This window comes from Rhodococcus sp. IEGM 1306, from assembly GCF_036541985.1.
In the GTDB taxonomy this organism is placed as follows: domain Bacteria; phylum Actinomycetota; class Actinomycetes; order Mycobacteriales; family Mycobacteriaceae; genus Rhodococcus_F; species Rhodococcus_F qingshengii.
In genome coordinates this window covers 290,388-313,368 of sequence record NZ_JAZHFF010000006.1, presented here as the reverse complement: position 1 = coordinate 313,368, position 22,981 = coordinate 290,388, and the positions used below count along the sequence as shown (strand labels likewise).

The 22,981-nt window shown below is 64.0% G+C and carries 20 protein-coding genes; 11 read left to right on the top strand and 9 right to left on the bottom strand.

Going from position 1 to position 22,981, the window contains the following annotated elements; genetic code table 11:
• Positions 1-13: 13 nt before the first annotated feature.
• Positions 14-2,065, bottom strand: coding sequence for a Stk1 family PASTA domain-containing Ser/Thr kinase (pknB, locus tag V3587_RS19455; protein ID WP_283377203.1), 2,052 nt, complete (start codon positions 2,063-2,065; stop codon positions 14-16).
• Between the two features lie 315 nt (positions 2,066-2,380).
• On the opposite strand from pknB, the gene V3587_RS19450 reads away from it, so the two are divergent.
• The gene (locus V3587_RS19450) at positions 2,381-2,749 is read left to right on the top strand and encodes an Rv2175c family DNA-binding protein (RefSeq protein WP_003941747.1); all 369 of its coding nucleotides are present in this window, start codon (positions 2,381-2,383) and stop codon (positions 2,747-2,749) included.
• 20 nt (positions 2,750-2,769) lie between these two features.
• Here V3587_RS19450 and V3587_RS19445 read toward each other — a convergent pair whose 3' ends face one another.
• From V3587_RS19445 to V3587_RS19430, 4 genes are all read right to left on the bottom strand, one after another.
• Positions 2,770-3,714, bottom strand: coding sequence for a phytoene/squalene synthase family protein (locus V3587_RS19445; RefSeq protein ID WP_007730072.1), 945 nt, complete (start codon positions 3,712-3,714; stop codon positions 2,770-2,772).
• A gap of 10 nt (positions 3,715-3,724) precedes the next feature.
• Positions 3,725-5,302: an alpha-(1->6)-mannopyranosyltransferase A gene (locus V3587_RS19440; RefSeq protein WP_003941737.1), complete on the bottom strand. Its 1,578-nt coding sequence runs from the start codon at positions 5,300-5,302 to the stop codon at positions 3,725-3,727.
• Positions 5,303-5,400: 98 nt separating this feature from the next.
• Complete coding sequence (gene crtI, locus V3587_RS19435; RefSeq protein ID WP_283377202.1) at positions 5,401-6,993, bottom strand: phytoene desaturase family protein; 1,593 nt, start codon at positions 6,991-6,993, stop codon at positions 5,401-5,403.
• Positions 6,994-6,995: 2 nt separating this feature from the next.
• On the bottom strand, positions 6,996-8,135 hold the full coding sequence (locus V3587_RS19430; protein WP_283377201.1) for a polyprenyl synthetase family protein: 1,140 nt from the start codon (positions 8,133-8,135) through the stop codon (positions 6,996-6,998).
• Positions 8,136-8,305: 170 nt separating this feature from the next.
• Between V3587_RS19430 and V3587_RS19425 the strand changes: the two genes are divergently transcribed.
• Positions 8,306-9,295: a methylenetetrahydrofolate reductase gene (locus tag V3587_RS19425; RefSeq protein ID WP_003941803.1), complete on the top strand. Its 990-nt coding sequence runs from the start codon at positions 8,306-8,308 to the stop codon at positions 9,293-9,295.
• A gap of 48 nt (positions 9,296-9,343) precedes the next feature.
• Here V3587_RS19425 and V3587_RS19420 read toward each other — a convergent pair whose 3' ends face one another.
• The 3 genes from V3587_RS19420 to V3587_RS19410 all read right to left on the bottom strand — a co-directional run bounded on the left by V3587_RS19420 (position 9,344) and on the right by V3587_RS19410 (position 12,409).
• Complete coding sequence (locus V3587_RS19420; RefSeq protein WP_063892119.1) at positions 9,344-10,138, bottom strand: LppM family (lipo)protein; 795 nt, start codon at positions 10,136-10,138, stop codon at positions 9,344-9,346.
• Positions 10,139-10,208: 70 nt separating this feature from the next.
• Positions 10,209-11,807, bottom strand: coding sequence for a phytoene desaturase family protein (locus V3587_RS19415; RefSeq protein WP_230358787.1), 1,599 nt, complete (start codon positions 11,805-11,807; stop codon positions 10,209-10,211).
• A complete protein-coding gene (locus V3587_RS19410; protein ID WP_003941672.1) occupies positions 11,804-12,409 on the bottom strand; it encodes a GNAT family N-acetyltransferase in 606 nt (201 codons plus the stop codon). Before V3587_RS19410 ends, V3587_RS19415 begins: the two co-directional genes overlap by 4 nt.
• Positions 12,410-12,556: 147 nt before the next feature.
• On the opposite strand from V3587_RS19410, the gene V3587_RS19405 reads away from it, so the two are divergent.
• Together V3587_RS19405 and V3587_RS19400 are read left to right on the top strand one after the other, a co-directional pair.
• Positions 12,557-13,108 carry an SAV_6107 family HEPN domain-containing protein gene (locus V3587_RS19405; RefSeq protein WP_225320059.1) on the top strand — a complete coding sequence of 184 codons (552 nt, stop codon included), beginning with the start codon at positions 12,557-12,559 and terminating at the stop codon, positions 13,106-13,108.
• 237 nt (positions 13,109-13,345) lie between these two features.
• On the top strand, positions 13,346-13,792 hold the full coding sequence (locus V3587_RS19400; protein WP_003941660.1) for a DUF3040 domain-containing protein: 447 nt from the start codon (positions 13,346-13,348) through the stop codon (positions 13,790-13,792).
• Here V3587_RS19400 and V3587_RS19395 read toward each other — a convergent pair.
• Positions 13,789-13,983, bottom strand: coding sequence for a hypothetical protein (locus tag V3587_RS19395; protein WP_003941749.1), 195 nt, complete (start codon positions 13,981-13,983; stop codon positions 13,789-13,791). The two genes, V3587_RS19400 and V3587_RS19395, sit on opposite strands and share 4 nt — an antisense overlap.
• Before the next feature lie 403 nt (positions 13,984-14,386).
• Between V3587_RS19395 and mraZ the strand changes: the two genes are divergently transcribed.
• From mraZ to mraY, 7 genes are all read left to right on the top strand, one after another.
• Complete coding sequence (mraZ, locus tag V3587_RS19390; protein WP_003941779.1) at positions 14,387-14,818, top strand: division/cell wall cluster transcriptional repressor MraZ; 432 nt, start codon at positions 14,387-14,389, stop codon at positions 14,816-14,818.
• A gap of 190 nt (positions 14,819-15,008) precedes the next feature.
• On the top strand, positions 15,009-16,022 hold the full coding sequence (gene rsmH, locus V3587_RS19385) for a 16S rRNA (cytosine(1402)-N(4))-methyltransferase RsmH (protein WP_007730079.1): 1,014 nt from the start codon (positions 15,009-15,011) through the stop codon (positions 16,020-16,022).
• Entirely contained in the window at positions 16,019-16,663 is a 645-nt protein-coding gene (locus V3587_RS19380) for a hypothetical protein (protein ID WP_003941715.1), read from the top strand. The genes rsmH and V3587_RS19380 overlap by 4 nt, the downstream gene beginning before the upstream one ends.
• On the top strand, positions 16,660-18,534 hold the full coding sequence (locus tag V3587_RS19375) for a peptidoglycan D,D-transpeptidase FtsI family protein (RefSeq protein ID WP_003941764.1): 1,875 nt from the start codon (positions 16,660-16,662) through the stop codon (positions 18,532-18,534). Before V3587_RS19380 ends, V3587_RS19375 begins: the two co-directional genes overlap by 4 nt.
• A gap of 183 nt (positions 18,535-18,717) precedes the next feature.
• Positions 18,718-20,352 (top strand): UDP-N-acetylmuramoyl-L-alanyl-D-glutamate--2,6-diaminopimelate ligase, encoded by a 1,635-nt coding sequence (locus tag V3587_RS19370; protein ID WP_042921840.1) that lies wholly within the window; start codon positions 18,718-18,720, stop codon positions 20,350-20,352.
• Positions 20,349-21,902, top strand: a complete 1,554-nt coding sequence (locus tag V3587_RS19365) for a UDP-N-acetylmuramoyl-tripeptide--D-alanyl-D-alanine ligase (RefSeq protein ID WP_283377200.1) — start codon at positions 20,349-20,351, stop codon at positions 21,900-21,902. Before V3587_RS19370 ends, V3587_RS19365 begins: the two co-directional genes overlap by 4 nt.
• Positions 21,899-22,981, top strand: coding sequence for a phospho-N-acetylmuramoyl-pentapeptide-transferase (gene mraY, locus V3587_RS19360; RefSeq protein WP_003941699.1), 1,083 nt, complete (start codon positions 21,899-21,901; stop codon positions 22,979-22,981). The genes V3587_RS19365 and mraY overlap by 4 nt, the downstream gene beginning before the upstream one ends.

Here is a 22,981-nt window from a genome sequence, read left to right as displayed (position 1 = left end):
CCGAAGCGGACTGTCAGGGAATTGCGACGACGCTGATGTCGGTGCCCTTGGCAACGAGATCGTTCTTGACGCTCTGGCTGATGATGACCGAGCTGTCGTTCTGGGTGAGCTGACGCACGGTGATCTCGAGGCCGAGGCGGCCGAGTTCTTCGCGTGCTGAGGAGACGGAGCGGCCGATCAGCGAGGGAACCTTGACGGAGTCGGAGATGAGGAGAACCACGGAGGTGCCGGCGTTGACGGAGGACCCGACTGCGGGATCGGTGCCGATCACGCTACCGCCCTCGACGGCGTCGTCGAACGTTGTTCTGGTGGTGCTGACGGAGATACCTACCTTGTCGAGGGCGGCGCGCGCAGCGTTCTCGGACATGCCCTTCACATCGGGAATGTCCACGGGCGGTGACCCTTTGGATGTGATGACCTTGACCGAGGAGCCCACGGCAACTTCGGTTCCCGGTGCCGGGTCGAGCGCGGCCACGCCGCCGATCGGGATCTTGGAGCTGAATGTGTCCCCGCCGTCGACCGCGACGAGAGTGCGATCGGCGAGTTGTGCGCCCAGGGCCGAGACGTCGCCGCCGGCCGGAATGGGCGGGACAGTCGGACGCCCGAGCGAAGTCAGCAGCGCGACGGTCGAGCCTTTGGTAACCCTGGAGCCGGAGGCCGGGTCTGTCCCGATCACCGTGTCGATGGGTTGGGCGTCGGAGTACTGACCCTGGACGTCGGGGGAGAGCCCGGCGTCCTGCAGAGCGGTGACCGCAGTGTCCTTTGTCAGCCCGTCGATCGAGGGAACGGCTGTATAGCGGCCCGATCCCATCCACCATCCGCCGAAGCCCAACGCGAGCGCGAGGACCGCGATGACGAGCAGCCAGATCAGGGTGGCTCGTCGCGATTTGCGTCGTGCCTCGACAAAATGAGCATGCGGATCGTCGTGCCCCGGGTGGTCGTCGTCGAAATCGGAACCGTCGTCGAAATCCGAGTCGCCGTCGACCGTCGCCGGACGAGCAGTTTGTGCGGTGACCGCGCGAGTGTGCTGGATACCGCCAGGGGGAGGAGAGCCCGTGCCGAGCGCCGTGGTGGCTGCCACAGCCGGGGCCACGCCGGACGCCAATACCGTCGTGGCAGCAGGGTTCGGGCGCGCAGCAGAGTTCGGGTGTACCTCCGTGGGAGGCGCAGGCGCCGGTTGTGGCCGGGCCGGGGCAACTTGCGCGCTCTGGTGCTGGGCGCTTCGACGCGGAGCGGGAACGCGGTATGACGGAAGTTCCAGTTGCTCGCTCACACTGCGAAGTGCAGCTGCCATCTCACCGGCGTCGGCGAAACGATGTGCGGGCTCGCGGTGAGTGGCTTCGGCAACCAGACGATCGAACTGCGCCGGTACACCGGGGATACGTGAACCTGGGCGCGGGACATCGTCGTGGATGCGTTGGTAGGCGATGGAGAGTGACGTATCGCCGGTGAACGGTGTTGTACCGGTGAGAAGTTCGAACATCAACACGCCGGTGGAATAGACGTCGCTTCGAGTGTCGGCAATTCCTGACGTCACCTGTTCCGGCGACAGATAGGCCGCGGTGCCGAGGATCACGCTGTTGGAGGTGGTGGTTGCTGCCGCAGCTGCACGCACCAATCCGAAGTCGGCGATCTTCACTTCGCCGGTGTCCGAGATCAAGATGTTCTCGGGTTTGACGTCACGGTGCACCAGTCCCGCTCGATGCGCCACCGCCAACGCGTCCAGGACAGGTGCCACGACTGCAGCGACTGCGTGTGGCGGCATCGGTCCGCGCTCACGAAGGAGTTCACGCAAGGTTCCACCGTCGACGAGTTCCATCACGAGGAACACGTGATTGCGATCGCTGCCTTGGTCGTAGACGGCCACAAGGGCCGGATGCTTGAGTCGGGCCACGGCCCGGGCCTCGAACTCGAAACGAGTCAGGAACGCTGGATCGCCGGCGAATTGCGGGTCCATCACCTTGATCGCGACAGGTCGATCCAACCGTGTATCGAGGCCTCGATACACGGTCGACATACCGCCGCGCGCGATCGGTGCGTCCACTCGATAGCGGCGCTCGAGCATTTCGCCGATCAACCCTCGACCTCCGTAATGACTGTTCCTCCGTGCTTGCGATCTGTCTGCTTGCGGTCTAGGTGGTAGCTGTCGGCATGTGGGTGGTTGTTTACCGCGTACTGGCTCCCGCAGTGAGGGCACCCATTTACATCCACCGCGAAATCCCGGTTACTGATACGCCGCATCCCGTCCATCGTAGCCAGCGATACCGACGCGGAAGTCTCGAGAACGTCACAGAGCGCTGTGACCTGAGCGGAGCGGCAGTTTCGAGCACTGCACCGGGCGGTACACAGCGGGCTCGCCGGACCGGATAAACTTCTCGCGGTGAGCGCGATTCCTTATTGTGATGATGTCCTGGATTCTTCGGTTTCCCTGTTCCAGCTGGTGGATGTGGCGAAGAACGTCGGGTTGCCGGTGAGCAAGGTTCACCAGTTGCTTCGCGATCACAAGATCATCGCAGTCAAGCGGCATGGCGTTCTCGGTGTCCCCGAAGTGTTCTTCGGCGAGGACGGCCAGATCGTCAAGTGGCTGCCCGGTCTGCTGGCGGTGCTGCACGACGGCGGCTACACCGATGTCGAAATCCTCCGCTGGTTGTTCCTGGCCGACGATTCCCTGCCGGGGCGCCCGGTGGACGCACTGCATGGTGATCTCGCGCGTGAGGTCATCCGCCGCGCACAGGCCATGGCTTTCTGAGCTGCCGGCCTTCTGACAACTCACCGCATGCGGTTTTTCGCCGCGTAGGTTGCCGACCGGACCAGACCCGGCGCAGCGACTCGAAGTCGCGTGCGTCCGGGAACGGACACACGTCGATGCAGTATCCGGAAGTCGGCGCGCTCGACCTGGTCGAGAATTGCTCCGTACAACACGAAAGCCGTGCGGATCGACGGCTGGACCCGCCGATCGAGCATCGGGATGCCAGATTCGGCAGACCGATACCTCCCCCGCGTCACGGCAATGAAGTGTGCCAGCGCGCGCTTGACCCGAACGTCCACCGTTCCGGTTCTGCGCCCGTGCTCGAGCATCTCGATGTCGACCCCGAATGCGGCGAACTCGCCCGCCGGTAGATACAGACGTCCCCGGTCGAGGTCTTCACCGACGTCGCGGATGAAGTTGGTCAGCTGAAACGCCTCACCGAGATTCGACGCGGGCACTACAGCTTCCTGCTGCGGAACGCTCACTCCGAGAATCGGGAGCATCTGCAAACCGATGACGACGGCAGAGCCGTACATGTACTCGCTGAGTTCGTCCATCGTGTTGTAAACGGGTCGAAACTTCGCCGTGTCGGGGGCGTCCATCCGCATGGACTCGAAGAAGGCGTCGAAATATGCGCGCGGGATGTCGAACGTCTTCACAGCATCCGCGAAGGCCGGGAGTACGCGTGTCAGGTCGAGGGGAACCGTCGACGGGAAGCCACCTGTCGCAGTGGGGTTGTCGAGTGCGTTGACGGCTGCACGTTCGACGTCGGCGAGCACCGTGCCTCGTTCATGCGGACCCGAGGGTTCGTCCACGATGTCGTCGACGACGCGAGCAAATGCGTAGAGCGCGTGAACTGCGCGGCGTCGAGGTACGGGCAACAACCGGGTGGCCAGAAAGTACGTTCGGCCGTGTTCCCTCGTCACGTCCTCGCAGAATTCATAGGACGCAGGCAGTGCGTTCATGACACGCGGATCACGCAGATCCTGACGTCGAGGGCGCCGAGGCGGCTGACGTCATTTCGATCGGTTTCTCGTGTTTGCGTCCACGAAGTCGCAGTGGGTCTTCCGTCTGCAAGGACATCGCCGCGATCACGGCAGCGACGATGGCCAGAGCCACGTGCGGGAACGTGTAGAGGCCGATCGATCCGTCCGGCTGGAACACCAGCATCAGCCAGGTGGACAGCCCGGTCAGTACGGCGAGAGTCGTCGGCGACATTGCGAAACCGGCAGCTACTGCCAGCGGCCAGGAGTAGTACCAGGGGAGTGCTGCGGGGGACAGAACGACGATGGCGACCATCACGATCACGATGCCCATGACGGCGTCGCGCTCGGTCTTGCGGTAGCGCCACCACACGACGGCGATGATCGCGATCAACACAACCGCCGAGATGGTCCGGGAGACTTCGAGGATGTCGTTGAAATGGTCGCCGGCGAACCAGGAGGTTGCCATGGTTCCGATGTGCGCCACGATCGTGGGCAGCGAGAGCCAGTTGATGATCTTTGCCGAACCGGAGAGTGCCGTCGTCCAGCCGAGGCCGACTCCGGCGATCAGTGAGGTGGATCCGAGTACCGCCACGAACACCGCGAAACCTGCGCCGGCCGTTTTGACGAACGATCGGATCGGTGACGCCGGTTCTCGCCCGGCCGCTGCGGCGTCCTCCCGCTCGTGGATCATCCAGATCCAGACTATGAAGGGAAGTGCGACGCCCGCGGTTGCCTTGATCGCGACGGCGAGCGCGATCAGCCCGATCCCGAAGAGGTGCTTGCGTTCGAGAGCGAGCGCAATGCCTGCGGCCATGAGGCCGACCATGAGCATCTCGTTGTGAACGCCGCCGATCAGGTGGATCAGGACGAGGGGATTGAGTACTGCGAGCCACAGGGCGATCGAGGTGTTTCCGCCGAGCTTCGTCGCGAGATGGGGAACGGCCCACATCATCAGGGCGAGTCCGGGGAGCATCGTGATCCGCAACAGCATCGTGCCGGCGATGACGTTCTCACCGGTCAGCCGAACGATGGCGTCGGCAAGGAGAAGGTGAACCGGACCGTACGGGGTAGTTGTCGTCGTCCACACGTTGGAGACGTTGTCGAGCAGGATTCCCGGATTGACGACGGGGCCGACGGCATACGGGTCGAAGCCGTTGCGCAACAACGCGCCTTGCGCCAGGTAGGAGTAGGCGTCACGGCTGAACATGGGCACCGCGAACAGCAGCGGAAACGTCCAGACCGGGACGACGTAGCGCAGGCCGCGCAACGAGACGTCACCGCGCAGAGTCGAGCGGCCCAGTCGAACCCAGGCGGCGATCATGCACAGGACACCGATCCAGACGATGGCCGCCGACAGAATCGATCCGTGTCCGAAACGGAGCCAGGACAGATGCATCGACTCGAGCAGCGGATCTTGGCGCCGGACGCTACCGGCACCGAATCCGCCGAAAGTGATCATGACTGCGCCGAAGAAACCGAGCAGTGCACTGTGACCTTCGGGAGTCCGAAGGAAATTGGCGGCCCTTAGGTGCCACGGTCTTTCAGTGGCTGCGGCAGAGGACGTCATCGGTGCAGGTTCCTCCCCCGAGGAGATCGGTGTCGATCGGCGCATGCAGCGCCCGAGTCGGTGAATCGTGGATGAATGGTCGGTTACGAGGGGCTAGTTTAGTTGCTCGCACGAGTGCCCACCGCGCTGGCTCGCTCGCGTGTACCGGTAATACGTTCGGCGGCGAGCCGTCCGGACAGCAGAACGGTCGGTACTCCCACCCCCGGAACGGTTCCCGATCCGGCGAGAACGACGTTGTCGAAGCCGCGGGCGAGGTTCTTGCGTCGGAACGGCCCCGTCTGGGTGAAGGTGTGTGCCGCTGCGAACGGGCTACCCGCGGCCATGCCCTTCTCGAGCCAGGTCTGCGGGGTGTCGACGTGATCGATCTCGAACCCTTCGACCAGTCCCGTGTAGCCACGTTCTTGCAGCGTGAGGATGATTTCGCGCACGTAGGGCGGGCCGAGAGTCGACCAGTCGAGACTTGCACTGTCCAGATTCGGACACGGCGCGAGGACTGACAGCGGTTCACGGATTCGGCCGTCTCGCGAGAAGGCCAGGCTCGGATCGGTCTGTGCCGGTCGGGTGACGAGCAGTGACGGATCACTCATCAGTCGCCCGCGGCCGCGGCGTGCCGTGATCTCGGCGAAGGTACGCTTCCACGCCTCGCCGAAGTCGATCATGTGGTGTCGCTGCGCGGGCCATTCGTCGGCGACCGCGGAGGAAACAGTGCCGTGAATCACGACAGCGGACGGCGATGTACGCACCGGGCGCGGACGCAATCGCGTATGCGGGCGCAAGAGCGAGTCCGTGACGGCCATGTCGGGAGTGAGGACGGCGGCGTCACAGTCGAAGCGCTCGCCGTCGCGTGTGTGAACGGTGTGCACGCGCCGTCCGCTCACCTCGAGGCGTTCGACAGTGCGGCCGAGATGCAGAATTCCGCCGGCCTCGGTGAAGGCGTCGGCCATCGACTCGGCGATCGTGCGCATCCCGCCCTCGGGGAAGTAGACGCCGAGTGAGGTGTCCATGTGAGCGATCGCCCCGTACACCGCGAGGGCCCGAGACGGAGCAACGCCCGCATACAGCGCTTGGAAGGTGAAGATCCGCCGGAGGCGAGGGTCGCGGATCTTGCGATCCACCTGCCCGCCCAGTTTCCCGAATCCTCCCAGTGCGACGAGCCGGCTCAGATCTTTGACTGCGTCACGCGAATTGACCAGTCCGAGGGGAGAATCGAAGTCGGCGTCCATGAAGCGGTCGAATTCCGCGTCGAAGATCCGGTTCAGCCATCGCCGCAACGCACGGTATCGCTGCGCTTCTTCCGGCCCGCAGACACGGGAGACCTCGGCAGCCATGTCTTCTGGATCGGCGTGGACATCGACAGCGGTGCCGTCTGCGAATCGCGCGTGGTACGTCGGATCGAGCTTGTGCACAACGAATTTGGGGTTTGTCGAGGCTGGGTCGGCACCGACGGCGGCAAGCGCGTCTTCGACGAGTTCGGGCATCGTGAGCACCGTTGCGCCGTTGTCGATGCTGTAGTCATTGCCCTGGTAGACACCGACTCGCCCACCGACCGAGCTGTTGCTCTCGAGAATCGTGACGTCGCGGCCGGCGCCACGCAGATACAACCCCGCAGACAGTCCGGCAAGTCCCGCGCCGACGATCACGACTCGATCGGTCGGCGAGCTGACGGTTCGAGTGCGGTGCACGTGTGCCACGGTCAGTAGCTTCGCTTCGTGGCCGCGATCGCCATGTCGGTCAGGCGAGCCTTGGACTCTGCCGTTGCCGTGCTCGAGTCGAGGGCGTTCGCAGCTGTCTCGACGAGGGTGTCGATCTGCGTTTCGACGTCGGTGACGGCGCCCAGATCGGTGATCACCTGGCGCAGAGTGTCGACCTCGGTGTCGGTCAGCTGCGTGCCGATTCCGTTGCGGAGCAGTTCTGCTGCCGCCGGATCTGCGGCGTCGGCGCGGGCAAGCGCCATCGCGAACAGGACAGTTCGCTTACCGGCGATGAGATCGTCGCCCGACGGTTTGCCCGTGACGGACGGATCTCCGAAGACACCGAGCAGGTCGTCGCGAAGTTGGAAGGCGATACCGATGTCCGTGCCGAAGGTCCGGTAGGCATCGACCAACTCGGCGTCCGCACCGAACAGCGCGGCGCCGAGGTGCAGTGGGCGTTCGATCGTGTACGCGGCGGTCTTGTAGCGGTTGACCCGCATGGCTGCCTCGACGGTCTCGTCGCCTCGGGCTTCGTTGCTGATGTCGAGGAATTGGCCACCGAGCACCTCGGTGCGCATTGCCGACCAGACCGGGCTGACACGTGCGGCCGCCTCGGGGCTGATCCCGGATTCTCGGATCATGTCGTCCGCCCAGGCCAAGGCCAGGTCGCCGAGAAGAATGGCGACGGCCTCGCCGAAGTGCGCGGAATCGCCGCTCCACTCCTCGTCTCGGTGCTGGTTCTCGAATTCGACGTGAACGGTCGGGAAGCCGCGCCTGGTCGTGGATGCGTCGATGATGTCGTCGTGGACGAGCGCGCAGGCCTGCACCAGTTCGAGGGCGGCGCACGCACGAATCACCGCGTCTGCGTTCTTACCGTTCGGGTCGCCTCCGGCGCCGAGCCATCCCGTCCAGGCGAACGACGGTCGGACGCGCTTTCCTCCGCGCAGGACGAAGGCCTCGAGGGTGCTGACGGCCTCCTCGTATCCACCGCCGATGTTCGAGACGAGTTCGCGGCGTGAATCGAAGAAGTCGCGGAGCGCTGCTTCGAACAGACCCGGCAGTTCGAGTGAGGTCGGATGCGGTGCGGTGTTGGTCGAACTCTGTCCAACGCGCGCGGTTCCTGCGGACAGGGTGGCCTCCAAGATCGGTATGTTCTCGCGCCGGAGGGTTACACGGAAGCGAGCTTGGAGCCCAGCTTAGTGGGGGTTGGAATCAACGGCGGGTCGGGCCGTGAACTGCGCGATCCTGACATTCGGGATACGCAGTACTGGGCGATGAGCTTGTTTGCAGCTGGAAAACATATGCTTGACCGGTGACATTCGATCCAGTCAGGGGCCGCTCCAGCGAGGGATGGGCCACCCGAACACCGTCGATCGTCGATCGGATCGCTTCCTCGACAGGTAGCCGTATTCCGTTCTCGGTCGAGTTTTCGCCGCCGCGTGACGCGGACGCCGAAGCGCGCCTGTGGCGTGCGGTGCGTACCTTCGAGCGGCTCGGACCGGCATTCGTCTCGATGACCTACGGCGCAGGTGGCTCGACGCGCGATCGTACGGTGCGTGTCACCGGCGAACTTGCCGAAGAGACGACCCTGCTGCCGGTTGCTCACCTGACTGCTGTCTCACACAGCACCGAAGAGCTTCGCGCCATGGTCGGTGCCTACGCCGATCGTGGGATCAGCAACATCCTCGTATTGCGCGGCGATCCGCCCGGCGATCCGCTCGGCGAATGGAAGAAGCATCCCGAAGGCGTCGAGTACGCCGAGGAACTCGTGCGGATGGTCCGTGACCTGGGCGACTTCCACGTCGGCGTCGCGTCGTTCCCCGAGGGGCACTACCGCGCTCCGGACTTGGCATACGACACGAAGTACCTGGTGTCGAAGTTGCGTGCCGGCGCCGAGTACTCGATCACGCAGATGTTCTTCGACGTGGAGGACTACCTGCGTCTTCGTGACCGGGTGAGTGCGTACGACGCAGAACAGGGCGCCAAGCCGATCATCCCGGAGATCATGCCGGTGACGTCGCTGCGCTCGGTGCGGCGCATGCTCGAGCTCTCGGGCTCGTCGTTGCCCCCCGCTCTCGAGCGTCGATTCGACGCCGCGGCCGGAAGCGGTCCGGACGAGAACCGTGCAGCGGTCCGCGAACTCGGCATCGATCTGGCCACCGAGATGGGTGAGCGGTTGATCGCCGAAGGCGCTCCGTGCCTGCACTTCATCACTTTGAACTTTGCGCGCGCCACCAGTGAGGTCCTCGAGCGACTCGGTCTCACCCCCGACACCTCTGTCGGGACAGCGCAAGCCGTCTGATCCCGGTTGCCCCGCTCGACACCAATCGAGTGGGGCAATCGCCAGGCGCTACTTCGTGGTGTTTTTCGGATTCCTGTTGTCAGCTTGCTTGCTGGCAGGTGATTTCGTGACAGGCGTCTTCATGACCGGTGCTTTCGCGGCGGGCGCGCGCTTGATCGGTGCTCGATTGCGCGCCATCCAGGCCATCGCACCGACGACAATCGCGACACCGAGCGCCAGCCCGGCCATGATTCCTGCCCACCCGGCGAAGCTTCGGGTGCTTGGGTCCGCGTAGTTGACCTCGGCGCGCATTGTCGACACCTCGCCGGCGGGCAAGGTCCACGACACCCGGGAATCGCCGTCTCGTGTTCCGTTGGTCGTGCCGACCCGTGCCGGGAAGGCGATGCTGACCTGGACGTCGGCGCCCTGAGTTGGAACCGTCTTCAGGTCTGCCTTGCCGTCGAGCGTGACGGTGTCCCCGGATCGCTTGAGGGTGATCTGGAACGACCCGGACCCCTCGGCGTACATGGAGCCCAGTTGGGCGACGTCACCGAAGGACAAGTCGCTGAAGAACGCCTGGCTGCCGACGTACCCGTCCTTCTTGTACTCCTGAACCCGTATCTTGTCCTCCAGCGACGAAGGTGGGGTCAGCTGCGGACCCTTGTCCGCCTCGTTCGCCGGAATAGCGGCAGCTACCACCTGTCCGGTCACACGATCGTTCGCGGACACTCCCATCGACACCTGCACGCGGATGCACCCGGCAAGCAAGGGAACAAGCATGAGGGCGAGCGCGGCAACCGTCAGGAAACGTTTCCGACTGGTCGGCTTGGCGGCGGGATCGGTGGACTGTTGCACAGTGGTCATCGTGCCAGCCGTGGCGTAGCCAGTCATCGAGGCGGGGGCGTGTCGGCGGGTGAAGTTCGGCGGGTGACCTTCACGACCTGCTCGAACGACGCATCCAACGACGAGTCGCGCCCCGGCGGCTGTCCGACAGTGCGATTCGAGCCGCACTGCGACCACTGGCTCCGGACACACCGCCACCGGGATGAGTCGATGCTCCGGTCAGATACAACCCGTCTGCTCCCGGAACGCGATGGCCGGACAGTTCCGGAAGCGGTCGCCACAACATCATCTGATCGAGTGACATCTCGACGTGCATGACATTTCCGCCGATCATCCCCAATTCCGACTCGATGTCCCGGGGGGTCTGAATGAACCGGTCGAGGACGGAATCGGCGAACCCGGGTGCGAAAGCCTCCATCTCGCCGACGATCCGGTCGGCCTCCGCCTCGGCGACCGATGCCCAATCGCGATGTCCGCTGAGGCGATACGGTTGCCACTGCGACCACAGTGTCACCTGATGCCGACCGGCCGGGGCGATCGTGGGATCGATTCCGCTGAAACTCATTCCGAGAACCGCAGGGCGAGGAGGAAGTTCCCCCGCCAGTGCTGCGCCGTGTGCAGTGCGCAAGTGTGCGCGATCGGAGACGAGTAATTGCAATCCCGAGGTACTTTCCCGTGTCGTGGCGTCGCCGCGGTACGACGGAAGCGCGGATGTCGCCAGTCGAAGTACCGCGCCGATGCCGGGGCCGACCCTGATTTTCCGCCGCCAGTGATCGAGCGTGGTTCGGTCGAAGCCCCCTCGGCCCAGGAGGTCGAGCGTGGTCAGGATGTGGCACCCGGCGATTACCTTGCGAGCGTGAACTTCTCGACCGCTCTTGGTTGTGGCGGTCCAGTGACTCGAGTTTCGGCGGATCGACGTCACGCCGTCACCGAGCGCGACCGTGGCGCCGTCGACGGCCATCCGGGAGGCCAACGCAGCACTCAGTGCGCCGCTTCCACCGACTGCTCGCCCTGGCGGCAAGATGTGCATGAGGGCCGCGAAGCCGACCATCGGAGCGGTTCCCGGTTCCGACATCGCAGGCCCGGACTGGGCGCCGAACCACGCAAGCGCTGCTTTGAGTGCCTCACTGTCGAAATACTCGTCGAGCAGTGCGTCGCCAGGCGCGAGGAACTGCCGAGACAGTTCGCTGTTGCCGCGTGCGGTGGCGAGACCTCCGAACGCACCGATCAGGTTCGATCCGGTGGGCGGTGCGGAAAACGCTTTCATGACATGTCGACTGCGCTCCGACCAGACCGCGACGAATCGCCGGTAGGAGTCGGCGTCCTTTGTCCCGCATGCTCGTTCGATGGACCAGCAGGTTGCGTCGAGGTCGCGGTGAAACACGATGCCCGGCCCGTCGGTGCCCGGGGCGGGCGGCGCGAACGCCCACGGGTCACAGTCGATGTAGCGCAGTCCGTGCGCGCCGAGTCCGAGTTCCTCGATGATGCCGCTGTGTCGGATCATGAGGTGTGCCGACGACCCCCGGTCCACCTTGTATCCGGGAAATCGCTCGACGGTCGAGACTGCGCCGCCGAGAACCGTGTCCTTCTCCAGAACCTCGACCGACCAACCCTCGCGTGCGAGGTAGGCGGCCGATACGAGCGCGTTGTGTCCGGAGCCGACGACGACGGCGTCGAGAAGCGCGCTCACAGTGGGAGTCCACGGCCGAGGACTGCGAACGGCCGGTTGTCGCCGGCAAAACGAAATCTGCGGAGCACGTCACGAAAGCCGAGGCGACGGTACAGCCGCCAGGCTCGGTTGTCCTCGTCGTACACCTCGGGTGTCGACAACAGAACACTGCGTTCGGGTCGATCGACGAGGAGGTGACGCAAGAGCGATTCGCCCAACCGGTGACCTTGTCCGTTCGGATGCACGTGGAGTTCGGTGAGTTCGAAGTAGTCGCTCAGAATCGCGTCGATCTCGCTCTGGGGACGACCCGAGCGCCGAAGCCCGTGCAGTACCTGTTGATGCCACCACTGGTCCGGGCTCCCGCGATACCCGTAAGCGATCCCCACCAGCGGCAGATTTTCGTGTGACGGTTGCTGAGGAACCGCCAAAGCGCCGACTGCCTTCCAGCCAGGCCGGTTCGCGTGCTCCTGCCACATCGGTGCGCGATGGAACTCGGTTCCTCGCGGATAGTCCATCGCGGTGACGTACACGGCCAGTGCCTCGTGGAGTCGACTCGCGAATTCTGCGCGATCGAGGTCGACCGTATGTGGTGTCCAGGCGATCTGCGGGTCGACCGGTCTCACCTCTTCTCTTGACGGCGTGTCGGTGGGTGCAGTTATATTGAATAGGTCGAACAGATGTTCGATGTGGGTGATCCGGAGATGCCCGAAGGGAAGCGGGCATCTCCGGACCACCTGGTCTTGGATCCTCACGGTGCAGGAGGTGCCCCGATGTCCGAGCGTGTGAAGCCTGAACGTGTGAAGTGCCAACGAACTCTTCCTGCCGAGTTGTCGAGTCCGTCGGATGCCGCAATTTCTCGATTGCCGATGTCGGCGAGGCGGTCCTTCGGCGCGAGTGACGCCAGCGACCGCACTGCTCGAGTGGGAAAGTCCGGTGTGGCGTGGGGGCTGCTCCGGAAGGCGGATGCGCTTTTAGAGGAAGCGATTGGGGCGGGCGATCCTGCCGACCGGTTCCGGTGTGCCTACCTGGCGGCCCTACGTGGTGCCGGGGCAGTGTTGGCCGCAGCTCCTGCCGGTGCCGGCTCGAAGCGCAAGCGAAGTGGAAACGCGTGGGTTCTGATGGACGCCGCAGCGCCCGCGTTCGGAGCGTGGTCGAAATTCTTCGCAGGGTGGTCCGCTACGCGTGCGGCCGTGGAAACCGGCGTGTCGATCGTGATCACGGACTCCGATTCCGACGCATTCTTCGCCGAGGTCGGCCGTTTTCTCACGGCGGTCGAAGATTTCATCGGTCAGGACGCGTCCGAGCATTTGCGAGCGTCGTGAACAAATGGTCCGTGTCGGCAGTTGTTTCCGGGGAATTTCCTGGTCCGCACAGGCAAATGGAGCCGAATCGGGGCCCTTCGGCACGAATACGTACGCTTGTGGCGGAACTCGTACCCGGAGTTGGTGGTCCGAGACCTAAACTGCTCGTATTATGAAAACAGGTAATCGTCCAACTTGATTACCCGCCGCCTCACACCGTGGGGTGGTTGCCAAACTTCCAGTGCCGGGGGAGGTACCGTGCCACTCTCCGAGCACGAGCAGCGCATGCTCGATCAGATCGAGAGCGCTCTCTATGCCGAAGACCCCAAGTTCGCCTCCAATGTGAGGGGCGGCCGTATGCGGGCGCCGTCGAGTAGACGGCGGTTCCAAGCAGCGGCTCTATTCGTGCTGGGTCTGGTCCTGCTGATCGCGGGGGTTGCACTCCCGCTCAAGCCGGGCGGTTTTCCGATCATCAGCCTGTTCGGTTTCTTGTTCATGTTCGGCGCAGGGGTGTTGTTCCTCTGGGGTGGTGGACGTAAGTCTGCGCCGGCCGCCGACTCCGCTTCCGAAGGTGGCAATCATCCCTCCGGTCCGCCGGGTAGGGGTAGTGCCGGCGGATCCGGGCGGGGACGCGGCCGGAAGTCCGGCGGCGGATTCTCGTCGCGGATGGAAGATCGATTCAAACGCAGGTTCGAGCAGGACTAGCTCTCCCGCCCTTCTTCGGGCGTACTTCGAGAGTGATGCAGTTCGGACGTGACGCCCTCTTCAGGGCACGGACGACCACACGTGTGGCGGTCGGCAACCAAGGTTGCCGACCGCCACACGCCGTTGCTGTGGGTGTTGTACGTGTGCGCCGGCAATCCATCGAGTGAATCAGTGACGTGCGAGCGAATCACTCGCCACTCCTGCTGCCTCAGGGCATGCCCGCGGGCTTCCTCCACTTCGCTCCACTCGGCCCTCCACTTTCCTCCACCCTGGTCGAACTGCAACGCACGACCAGACCTCGTCCCGCTCACGTCTATTCGAAAACCGCGCTTGTACTGCGATTTTGTGTGGGGGAGCAACAGATCGTGGCGTAAAGGGTCGATCTGACGGCGGTGTGGGCCGGGACACGGTTACAAATTTCCCCCACGTCTCCCCACCTGCGCTGACCTGCTATTTATCAGCAAATGATGCTGAATAGGGACCATGTGCTCCTTGTTTGTGGGGGAAAGTGGGGTACTGTGGGTTCGGGCGGAGAGCTGAAGCACGATCCGCTCGATAGGGAGGGTTTCAGCGCAAGCTCGCAGGAGGTGTCGAGTGTTCCTCGGTACCTTCACGCCGAAGCTCGACGACAAAGGTCGGCTCACGTTGCCGGCAAAGTTCCGAGACGAACTGGCAGGAGGATTGATGATCACCAAGAGTCAGGATCACAGCCTCGCCATCTACCCCCGGGACGAGTTCGTCAAGCTTGCTCGAAAGGCAGCGGCAGCTCCACGCAATGATCCGGCAGCTCGGGCGTATGTCCGTGCCCTGGCCGCCGGCACAGATGAACAGCACGCCGATGCCCAGGGGCGAATCACCCTCTCGGCTGATCATCGGCGTTACGCAAACCTGTCCAAGGAATGCGTAGTGACCGGCTCCGTCGATTACCTCGAGATCTGGGATCTAGCAGCCTGGGAGAGGTATCTCGGAGACAACGAAGAGGACTATTCGCAGGCAACAGGCGAATCTCTCAGCGAGATCGTCTAGGCGAAGAGCCCCCGGCGAATGCCGCGAGGCCTCTGCCCGGAAAGACCCTGACGCACTTCCCCAGCGCCAGGTTCTCCTTCGGGCAGGGACCTCGAAGCATTCGCCTTCTCGAACAGTCATCGCCTTCTCGGAAAGTCAGCACCTTTTCGAAAAGTCATCGGAAATCATGAAAGTAGGAGCCGGAGCAATCATGGTGGATCACGAGGTGAACGAACCCTCGGATGCCGATGGCTTCGCGCACGTCCCTGTACTTCTGCACCGCGCCGACGATCTTCTCGGCCCTGCCATCACCGCCGTCGGTGACGGTGGAGCGGGCGCATACATGATCGATGCGACGTTGGGGCTCGGTGGCCACTCCGAATTCTTCCTGGGCAAGTACCCGGGCCTTCACCTCATCGGTCTCGATCGCGACACCAACGCACTCCGGATCGCTTCAGAGCGTCTGGCGCCATTCGCGGACCGAACGACGTTCGTGCACACCACGTATGACGGGATCGAGGACGCGCTCGAACAGGCAGGTCTGCCGTCGACGGAGTCGGTTCACGCGATCCTTTTCGATCTGGGTGTGTCGTCGATGCAGTTGGACGAAGCCGACCGAGGTTTTGCGTACTCGATCGACGCTCCTCTCGACATGCGGATGGATCAGACGGTCGGGCTGACCGCGGCAGAGGTCCTGAACACTTACAGTCACGGCGACCTTGCTCGCATTCTGAGCACGTACGGCGAAGAACGGTTCGCGGGAAAGATTGCGTCCGAGATCCTTCGGCAGCGTGAGCGTGAACCCTTCACCACCAGTGCAGCTCTGGTCGAATTGCTGTACCGAACAATCCCGGCAGCCACGCGGCGTACGGGGGGACACCCGGCCAAGCGCACCTTCCAAGCGCTGCGGATCGAAGTCAATGCCGAGTTGGATTCGCTTCGTGCAGCCGTTCCTGCCGGGCTCGACGCACTGGCAGTCGGTGGGCGAGTGGTGTTCATGTCCTACCAGTCGCTCGAGGATCGAGTTGTGAAGGCGGAGTTGGTTCCCCGCTCGAAGTCCACCAGTCCTGAAGGACTACCGGTCGAGTTGCCGGGTATGGGACCGGAGTTCCGCATTCTCACCCGTGGCGCAGAACGTGCGTCAGAGCAGGAAATCGAAGAGAACCCACGATCAGCTCCGGTGCGTTTGCGTGCCGCAGAACGCATTTCCAGGAGGCGGGCATGAGTCGTCAGGGCAAATCCGGTGCAGCGCAACGTGCATACGACAAGCGCACCGCACGGGCGGCAGGCCGGACCGGAACTGTCGCTGCTGCCGGCCCGTCTATCTCTCCTCGGGCGATGCTCAAGGGGAGAGTGCCGTTCGTCGCCTCCGTCATCGGACTTCTGTCCATCGGTCTCGCGGTGACTCTGCTGCTGACCACTCGCGCTGCCGAGGATTCGTACCAACTCAGTGATGCACGTGCATACAACCAGTCTTTGGTCGAGCAGAAAGCAGCGCTCGAACGTGACTTCCAGTCGCGTAACTCGGCTCCGGAGTTGGCAAATCAGGCAAGCGCTCTCGGCATGGTCCCCGCCAAGGACCCTGCACGACTGGTAGTTCATCCGGACGGTTCGGTCGAGGTCGTCGGAACGCCGACTCCCGCGACTGCCGGAGCTATGCCGCCGCTCGATGCGCCCACATCGGTGCCCGCACCGACTGCGACACCCCCGCGCACCACAACGCCGGTTGCTCCCGGAGCCACGCCGAGCGTTCCGAATAACACGCGAAACCTCGCGCAGAGTGAACAATTGGTTCCTGTGATCCCCACGACGACAGCACCCGCCACCACGACGGCGGTGCCTGCTCCGCCTGAGGAACGTCGGTGAGTCAGAACTCCCGTAACAACCCCGGTCGGCGTCCGCGCCGCTCGGCCACCGCCTCATTTCCGTTTCGTCAGCGAGTCGGTCGTATCACCATGTGTGGTGCGCTCGCCGTTGCGGCATTGCAGCTCTTGTGGATTCAGGGAATCGACGCGCCGAGTCTGGCTGCGGAATCTGCCAATCAACGAACCACGACGCAGGTCGATCCGGCTGTACGTGGCTCGATAACCGATCGCAACGGAAACCCCCTCGCCTTCACCATGGAAGCCAAGGCGCTGACTTTCCAGCCGGTGCGGGTACGCAAGGAACTCGAGGAAGCGCGCGCCAAGAGCATCGAGCAGGGCGCCGAGGGTGACAAGCAGGCGCCGGAAGTGAGCGATCGCCTCGCCGAGATCGCCGCCGGAATCCACGCCAAGCTCGGCGATACCGTTCCGGAAAAAGATCTGCTTCAGAAGATGAACAGCAACGAGACTTTCACGTACCTCGCGCGCAGCGTGGATCCGGCGGTTGCTGCCGAGATCTCGGACAAGTTCCGGGAGGTCGGCCTCGAGCGTCAGGACATCCGCGAGTACCCCGGTGGCTCTCTGGCCGCGAATCTCGTCGGCGCGACCGGCTGGGACGGGCACGGTTTGCTCGGTCTCGAAGATTCGATGGACTCCACGCTCGCCGGAACCGATGGATCCGAAACGTACGACCGCGGTTCCGACGGCGCTGTGATCCCCGGCAGCTGGCGTGACAAGCAACCGGCAGTCAACGGTTCGGGTGTCGAGCTGACCATCGATTCGGACCTCCAGTTCTACGTTCAGCAGCAGGTCCAGATCGCCAAGGACAAGTCGGGCGCAAAGAACGCTTCGGTTGTGGTCATGGACTCCAAGACGGGACAGGTGTTGGCCATGTCCAACGACAGCACCTTCAACCCCGCAATCGGCATCGACAAGAACGCGCCGACAGCCGAAATGGGCAATCCGTCGGTCAGTACGCCGTTCGAGCCCGGATCGGTGAACAAGATCGTCACCGCAGCAGCGGCCATCGAGGACGGTAAGACAACTCCGGACGAAGTTCTGCAGGTCCCGGGCAGCATCACGATGTCCGGTGCCACAGTCAAGGACGCGTGGGATCACGGTGTGGCCCCGTACACCTCTACCGGTGTATTCGGAAAGTCCTCGAACGTCGGCACCTTGATGCTCGCTCAGCGAGTGGGCGAGGATCGCTACGCAGACATGCTGAACAGGTTCGGCCTCGGACAACGCACCGACGTCGGACTTCCCGGCGAGAGCGCGGGCAGCGTTCCGAGTCGCGACCAGTGGTCCGGCGGAACCTTCGCGAACCTGCCGATCGGGCAGGGTCTCTCGATGACAACCCTGCAGATGACCGGGATGTACCAGGCCATTGCCAACGACGGCGTGCGAATTCCTCCGCGGATCGTGAAGTCGACTGTCGACTCTTCCGGCACGCGGACCGAGACGCCGCAGCCCGAGGGCGTCGAGGTGGTCAGCGCCCAGACAGCGGCGACTGTTCGGGACATGTTCCGGTCGGTCACTCAGGAAGACACCGGCAACCAACGAGGAACCGGTGTTGCCGCGGGCGTCGAGGGATACCAGGTCAGTGGAAAGACCGGGACCGCGCAGCAGGTGGATCCCGCGTGCAAGTGCTACTCCAACTCCAACTACTGGATCACCTTCGCGGGAATCGCGCCTGCGGACAATCCTCGATTCGTGATCGGAATCATGCTCGACGCACCGGTTCGCGGCGTGGACGGCGGCGGCGGTCAGTCGGCGGCACCGTTGTTCCACAACATCGCGTCGTGGATGCTCCAGCGTGACAGTGTCCCGATGTCGCCGGACCCCGGTCGCAAGTTGGTGTTGCAGGCGGACTGATTGCGGTGCGTCGGTTTCGACACGGTCTTCGGGTGAATCCCGGACACGGTAATCTCAAACGTCGCAGTAACCTCATTCATCGCAGTGCGCCGAACTTTGCTTGCGTTGCGACCGCCATAGACAACGACCGCCATAGACAACGACCGCGATAGAACAACGACAATTGCCAGGAGTCGAGTGACAGTGCCGAATCGTTTGCAATCGTCGAACTCGGACGGCGCTCCCGGGACGCGTCCGACACAACCGGTTGCTACCGCGATCACGGCGCTCTCCGAACTGTCCGGGGCTCGCCTCGAATGGGTGGGGCAACCGGGATCACAGTCCTCGGAGGTCGTCGTCAAGGGCGTCGACCTGCGTGCGCAGGGAATCGTGACCGATGACCTCTTCGCCGCTCTGCCCGGTGCACGGACCCATGGCGCTCAGTTCGCCGTCGACGCTCTGGGGCGCGGTGCGACCGCGATCTTGACCGACGAGGCCGGCCTCGAACTGATCGAGGCCGCGGACAAGGCGCCTGACCGGTCCGTCCCAGTTCTCGTTCATCCGAACCCGCGGGATGTGCTCGGTGAGATCTCCGCGGAAATCTACGGCCGGCCCTCGGAGAAGATGCAGGTCGTCGGCATTACCGGTACATCGGGCAAGACCACGACGTCGTACTTGCTCGAAGCTGCGATTGCCGGAGCCGGCCGCAAGCCCGGCCTGGTCGGGACCATCGAGACTCGAATCGACGGCCGCCGGGTGCCCAGCGCTCTGACCACGCCGGAAGCTCCGCAACTGCATGCTCTGTTCGCCGTGATGGCAGAGCAGGGGATCGATACCGTCGTCATGGAGGTCTCCAGTCACGCTCTTGCTCTCGGACGCGTCGACGGCATCCGCTTCGACATCGGCGCGTTCACCAATCTTTCGCAGGACCACCTGGATTTCCATCGGGACTTCGAGGAGTACTTCCAGGCCAAGGCTCGGTTGTTCGATCCCGAGTCGACGGTGCGAGCCGAGCATGCCGTCGTCTGCGTCGACGACGTGTGGGGTCGACGGATGGCCGAGTTGGCCGCGACCGACGAGAGCGACGCGGTGACCACGGTCTCGACCTCGACGGCCGAGGCCGAGTGGACGGTCGGCGCAGTCGAGGTTGCCGAGGACGGCTCGCAGACCTTCGAGTTGGTCGGGCCGGACGGACAGTCGTGGCCAGTCTCACTTCGTCTCCCCGGGCGATACAACGTGGCCAACGCTGCGCTGGCGTTGACCGTCAGTTTTGCTGCGGGACTCGACCCGGACGCGGCTGTTCGCGCGCTCGGGACCGTGGACGTCCCGGGGCGAGTTCAGCGGATCGACCGGGGGCAGAGCTTTCTCGCCGTGGTCGACTACGCCCACAAGCCGGCAGCGCTCGAAGCCGTGATCGCCACGCTGCGCAACCAGGTTCCCGGCCGAGTGGCCGTGGTGGTCGGTGCGGGCGGTGACCGCGACGCCGGCAAACGGGCACTCATGGGTGAAGCGGGTGCGCGAGGCGCAGACCTGCTGATCGTCACCGACGACAACCCACGCACCGAGGATCCGGCGAAGATTCGCGCTTCGGTGATGCAAGGCGCCATGGACGTGCCCGAATCCGAACGCGGCGAGGTTCGCGAAGTGGGGGACCGGGCCGCCGCGATCGAGCAAGCAGTCCGGTGGGCACAGCCAGGAGATGTCGTCCTGGTGGCAGGCAAAGGCCACGAAGTAGGTCAAGAAATCGACGGGGTCAAACACCCGTTCGACGACCGCGAGGTGTTGGGCGAAATGATCGGCCGATTCGCGATCAACACAGCACATGGAGGCAAGCAATGATCCCGATGACGCTCTCTCGGATCGCCGAGATCGTCGGAGGAACCCTGCACGACGTCGACGATTCGTCGACGCAGGTGACTGGAACCGTCGAATTCGATTCGCGCAAAGTAGCTCCAGGTGGGCTCTTCCTCGCCCTACCCGGAGCGCGTGTCGACGGTCATGATCACGCGGAAGCGGCGGTGGCAGCGGGCGCTGTGGCGGTGCTCGCGGCGCGGCCGGTCGGAGTTCCGGCAATCGTCGTTCCATCGGTGCCGAACGACGGTCCCAGTGCAGTGATGCTGCTCGAACACGACACCGACGGGTCCGGAGCCGCGGTCCTGCATGCCCTCGGCCTTCTGGCGCGAGCAGTCGTCGACGAACTGGCAACTGATGGCACACCGGCCGATGGTGGACTGACGCTGGTCGGTGTCACCGGTTCTGCCGGCAAGACCTCGACCAAGGATCTGATAGCAGCGCTGCTGCGCGAGTGCGGCGAGGTGGTTGCGCCCCCCGGGTCGTTCAACAACGAATTGGGTCTGCCGTGGACAGTGCTCCGCGCCGACGAGAGGACCCGCTTCCTCGTTCTCGAGATGTCGGCCCGTGGGGTCGGTCATGTCGGCGAACTGACGAAGATCGCGCCGCCGAAGATCGGCGTAGTTCTCAATGTGGGCACTGCCCATCTCGGTGAGTTCGGTTCGCGTGAAGCGATCGCGGTCGCCAAAGGTGAACTGGTGGAAGCACTCCCGTCGGCAGCCGACGGTGGAGTTGCGGTCCTCAACGCCGACGACCGCATGGTCGCCGCAATGGCGAGTCGAACCAAGGCCCGGATCGTATTCGTCGGCCAGTCGGAAGACTGCGACGTTCGGGCGACCGACGTGGTTGTCGACGACCAGGCCAGGGCTTCCTTCACACTGAACTGTTCACAGGGTTCTGCACGTATTCGCCTGGCCGTTCACGGCGAACACCACGTGAGCAACGCCCTGGCCGCGGCGGCCGTCGCACTCGAGAACGGCCTCGCGGTTACAGACATCGCACGTGTCCTCGAGGGCACGAAGGCAGCGTCCGCGAGGCGGATGGAAGTCACCGAGCGCGCCGACGGCGTCACCGTCGTCAACGACAGTTACAACGCCAATCCCGATTCCATGCGCGCTGCGCTCAAAGCGTTGGTGTCCATGGCGCGATCGGATCGGCACTTCGGTCGCCGTAGCTGGGCTGTGCTCGGAGAGATGGGTGAGCTCGGACCGGAATCAGTTGTCGAGCACGACGCGATCGGTCGCCTGGCCGTCAGACTCGATGTCAGCAAGTTGATCGTCGTCGGGACGGGCCGCACCTCGCGTGCGATGCATCAAGGAGCAGTGATGGAGGGGTCGTGGGGTGACGAGTCCGTCGTCGTGCCCGACGCAGCTGCGGCAATCGCCATTCTCGAAGCGGAACTCGAACCGGGCGATCTCGTCCTGGTGAAGGCGTCCAAGTCGGTGGAACTGTGGACGGTCGCCGAAGCGATACTGGCTGCAACGCCCAACACCGACAGCGAGAACACCGACGGCGAGAACGGCGGGGATTCGCAGTGATCCAGATTCTTCTCGCCGCAGGCATCGCGCTGGCGGTCTCCATCATGCTCACGCCGATCCTGATCAAGGCGTTCTCGAAACAAGGTTTCGGGCAGGAGATCCGAACCGAAGGTCCAGCCAGTCACCAGGCCAAGCGCGGCACTCCCACGATGGGCGGCGTCGCGATCCTGACCGGAATCTGGGCCGGCTATCTCGGCTCACACCTCATCGGTCTCGGCATGGACAACGCGGAGGGGCCATCGGCGTCCGGCCTACTGGTACTCGGTCTGACCACCGCGCTCGGTGGAGTCGGTTTCCTCGACGACTTCATCAAGATCCGCAAGCAGCGCAATCTGGGACTGAACAAGACAGCGAAGCTGGTCGGACAGTTCGTCGCTGCCATTGCCTTCGGAATCCTGGCCCTTCAGTTCCGCGGTGACGACGGGCTGACTCCGGGCAGTGTTCATCTGTCGTACGTGCGCGACATCGCCACCGTCTCACTCGGGTCCGTGGTCTTCATCGCCTTCTGCTACCTACTGGTCAGCGCCTGGTCCAATGCCGTCAACCTGACCGACGGCCTCGACGGATTGGCCGCCGGTGCGATGAGTTTCGTTCTCGGCGCCTACGTCATCATCACGTTCTGGCAGTTCCGCTACTCGTGCGAGACGAATCCCGGCAAGGGTTGCTACGACGTCCGAGACCCGCTCGACCTCGCGGTGCTCTGCGCGGCCGGCGCCGGCGCGTGCATCGGATTCCTCTGGTGGAATGCCGCACCCGCCAAGATCTTCATGGGCGACACCGGTTCACTTGCCCTCGGCGGCATGCTCGCCGGATTGTCGATCACCACCAGCACGGAACTGTTGATGGTTGTCATCGGTGCACTGTTCGTCGCGGAGGCCGCGTCGGTGGTGATCCAGGTAGCGGTGTTCCGGTCCAGCCGACGGCGGGTGTTCCGAATGGCGCCGTTCCATCACCACTTCGAACTCGCCGGGTGGGCTGAAACCACAGTCATCATCAGATTCTGGTTGCTGGCGGCTATTGCGTCGGCTATCGGATTGGCACTCTTCTACAGCGAATACCTCGCAGCGCTCGGAGGCTGA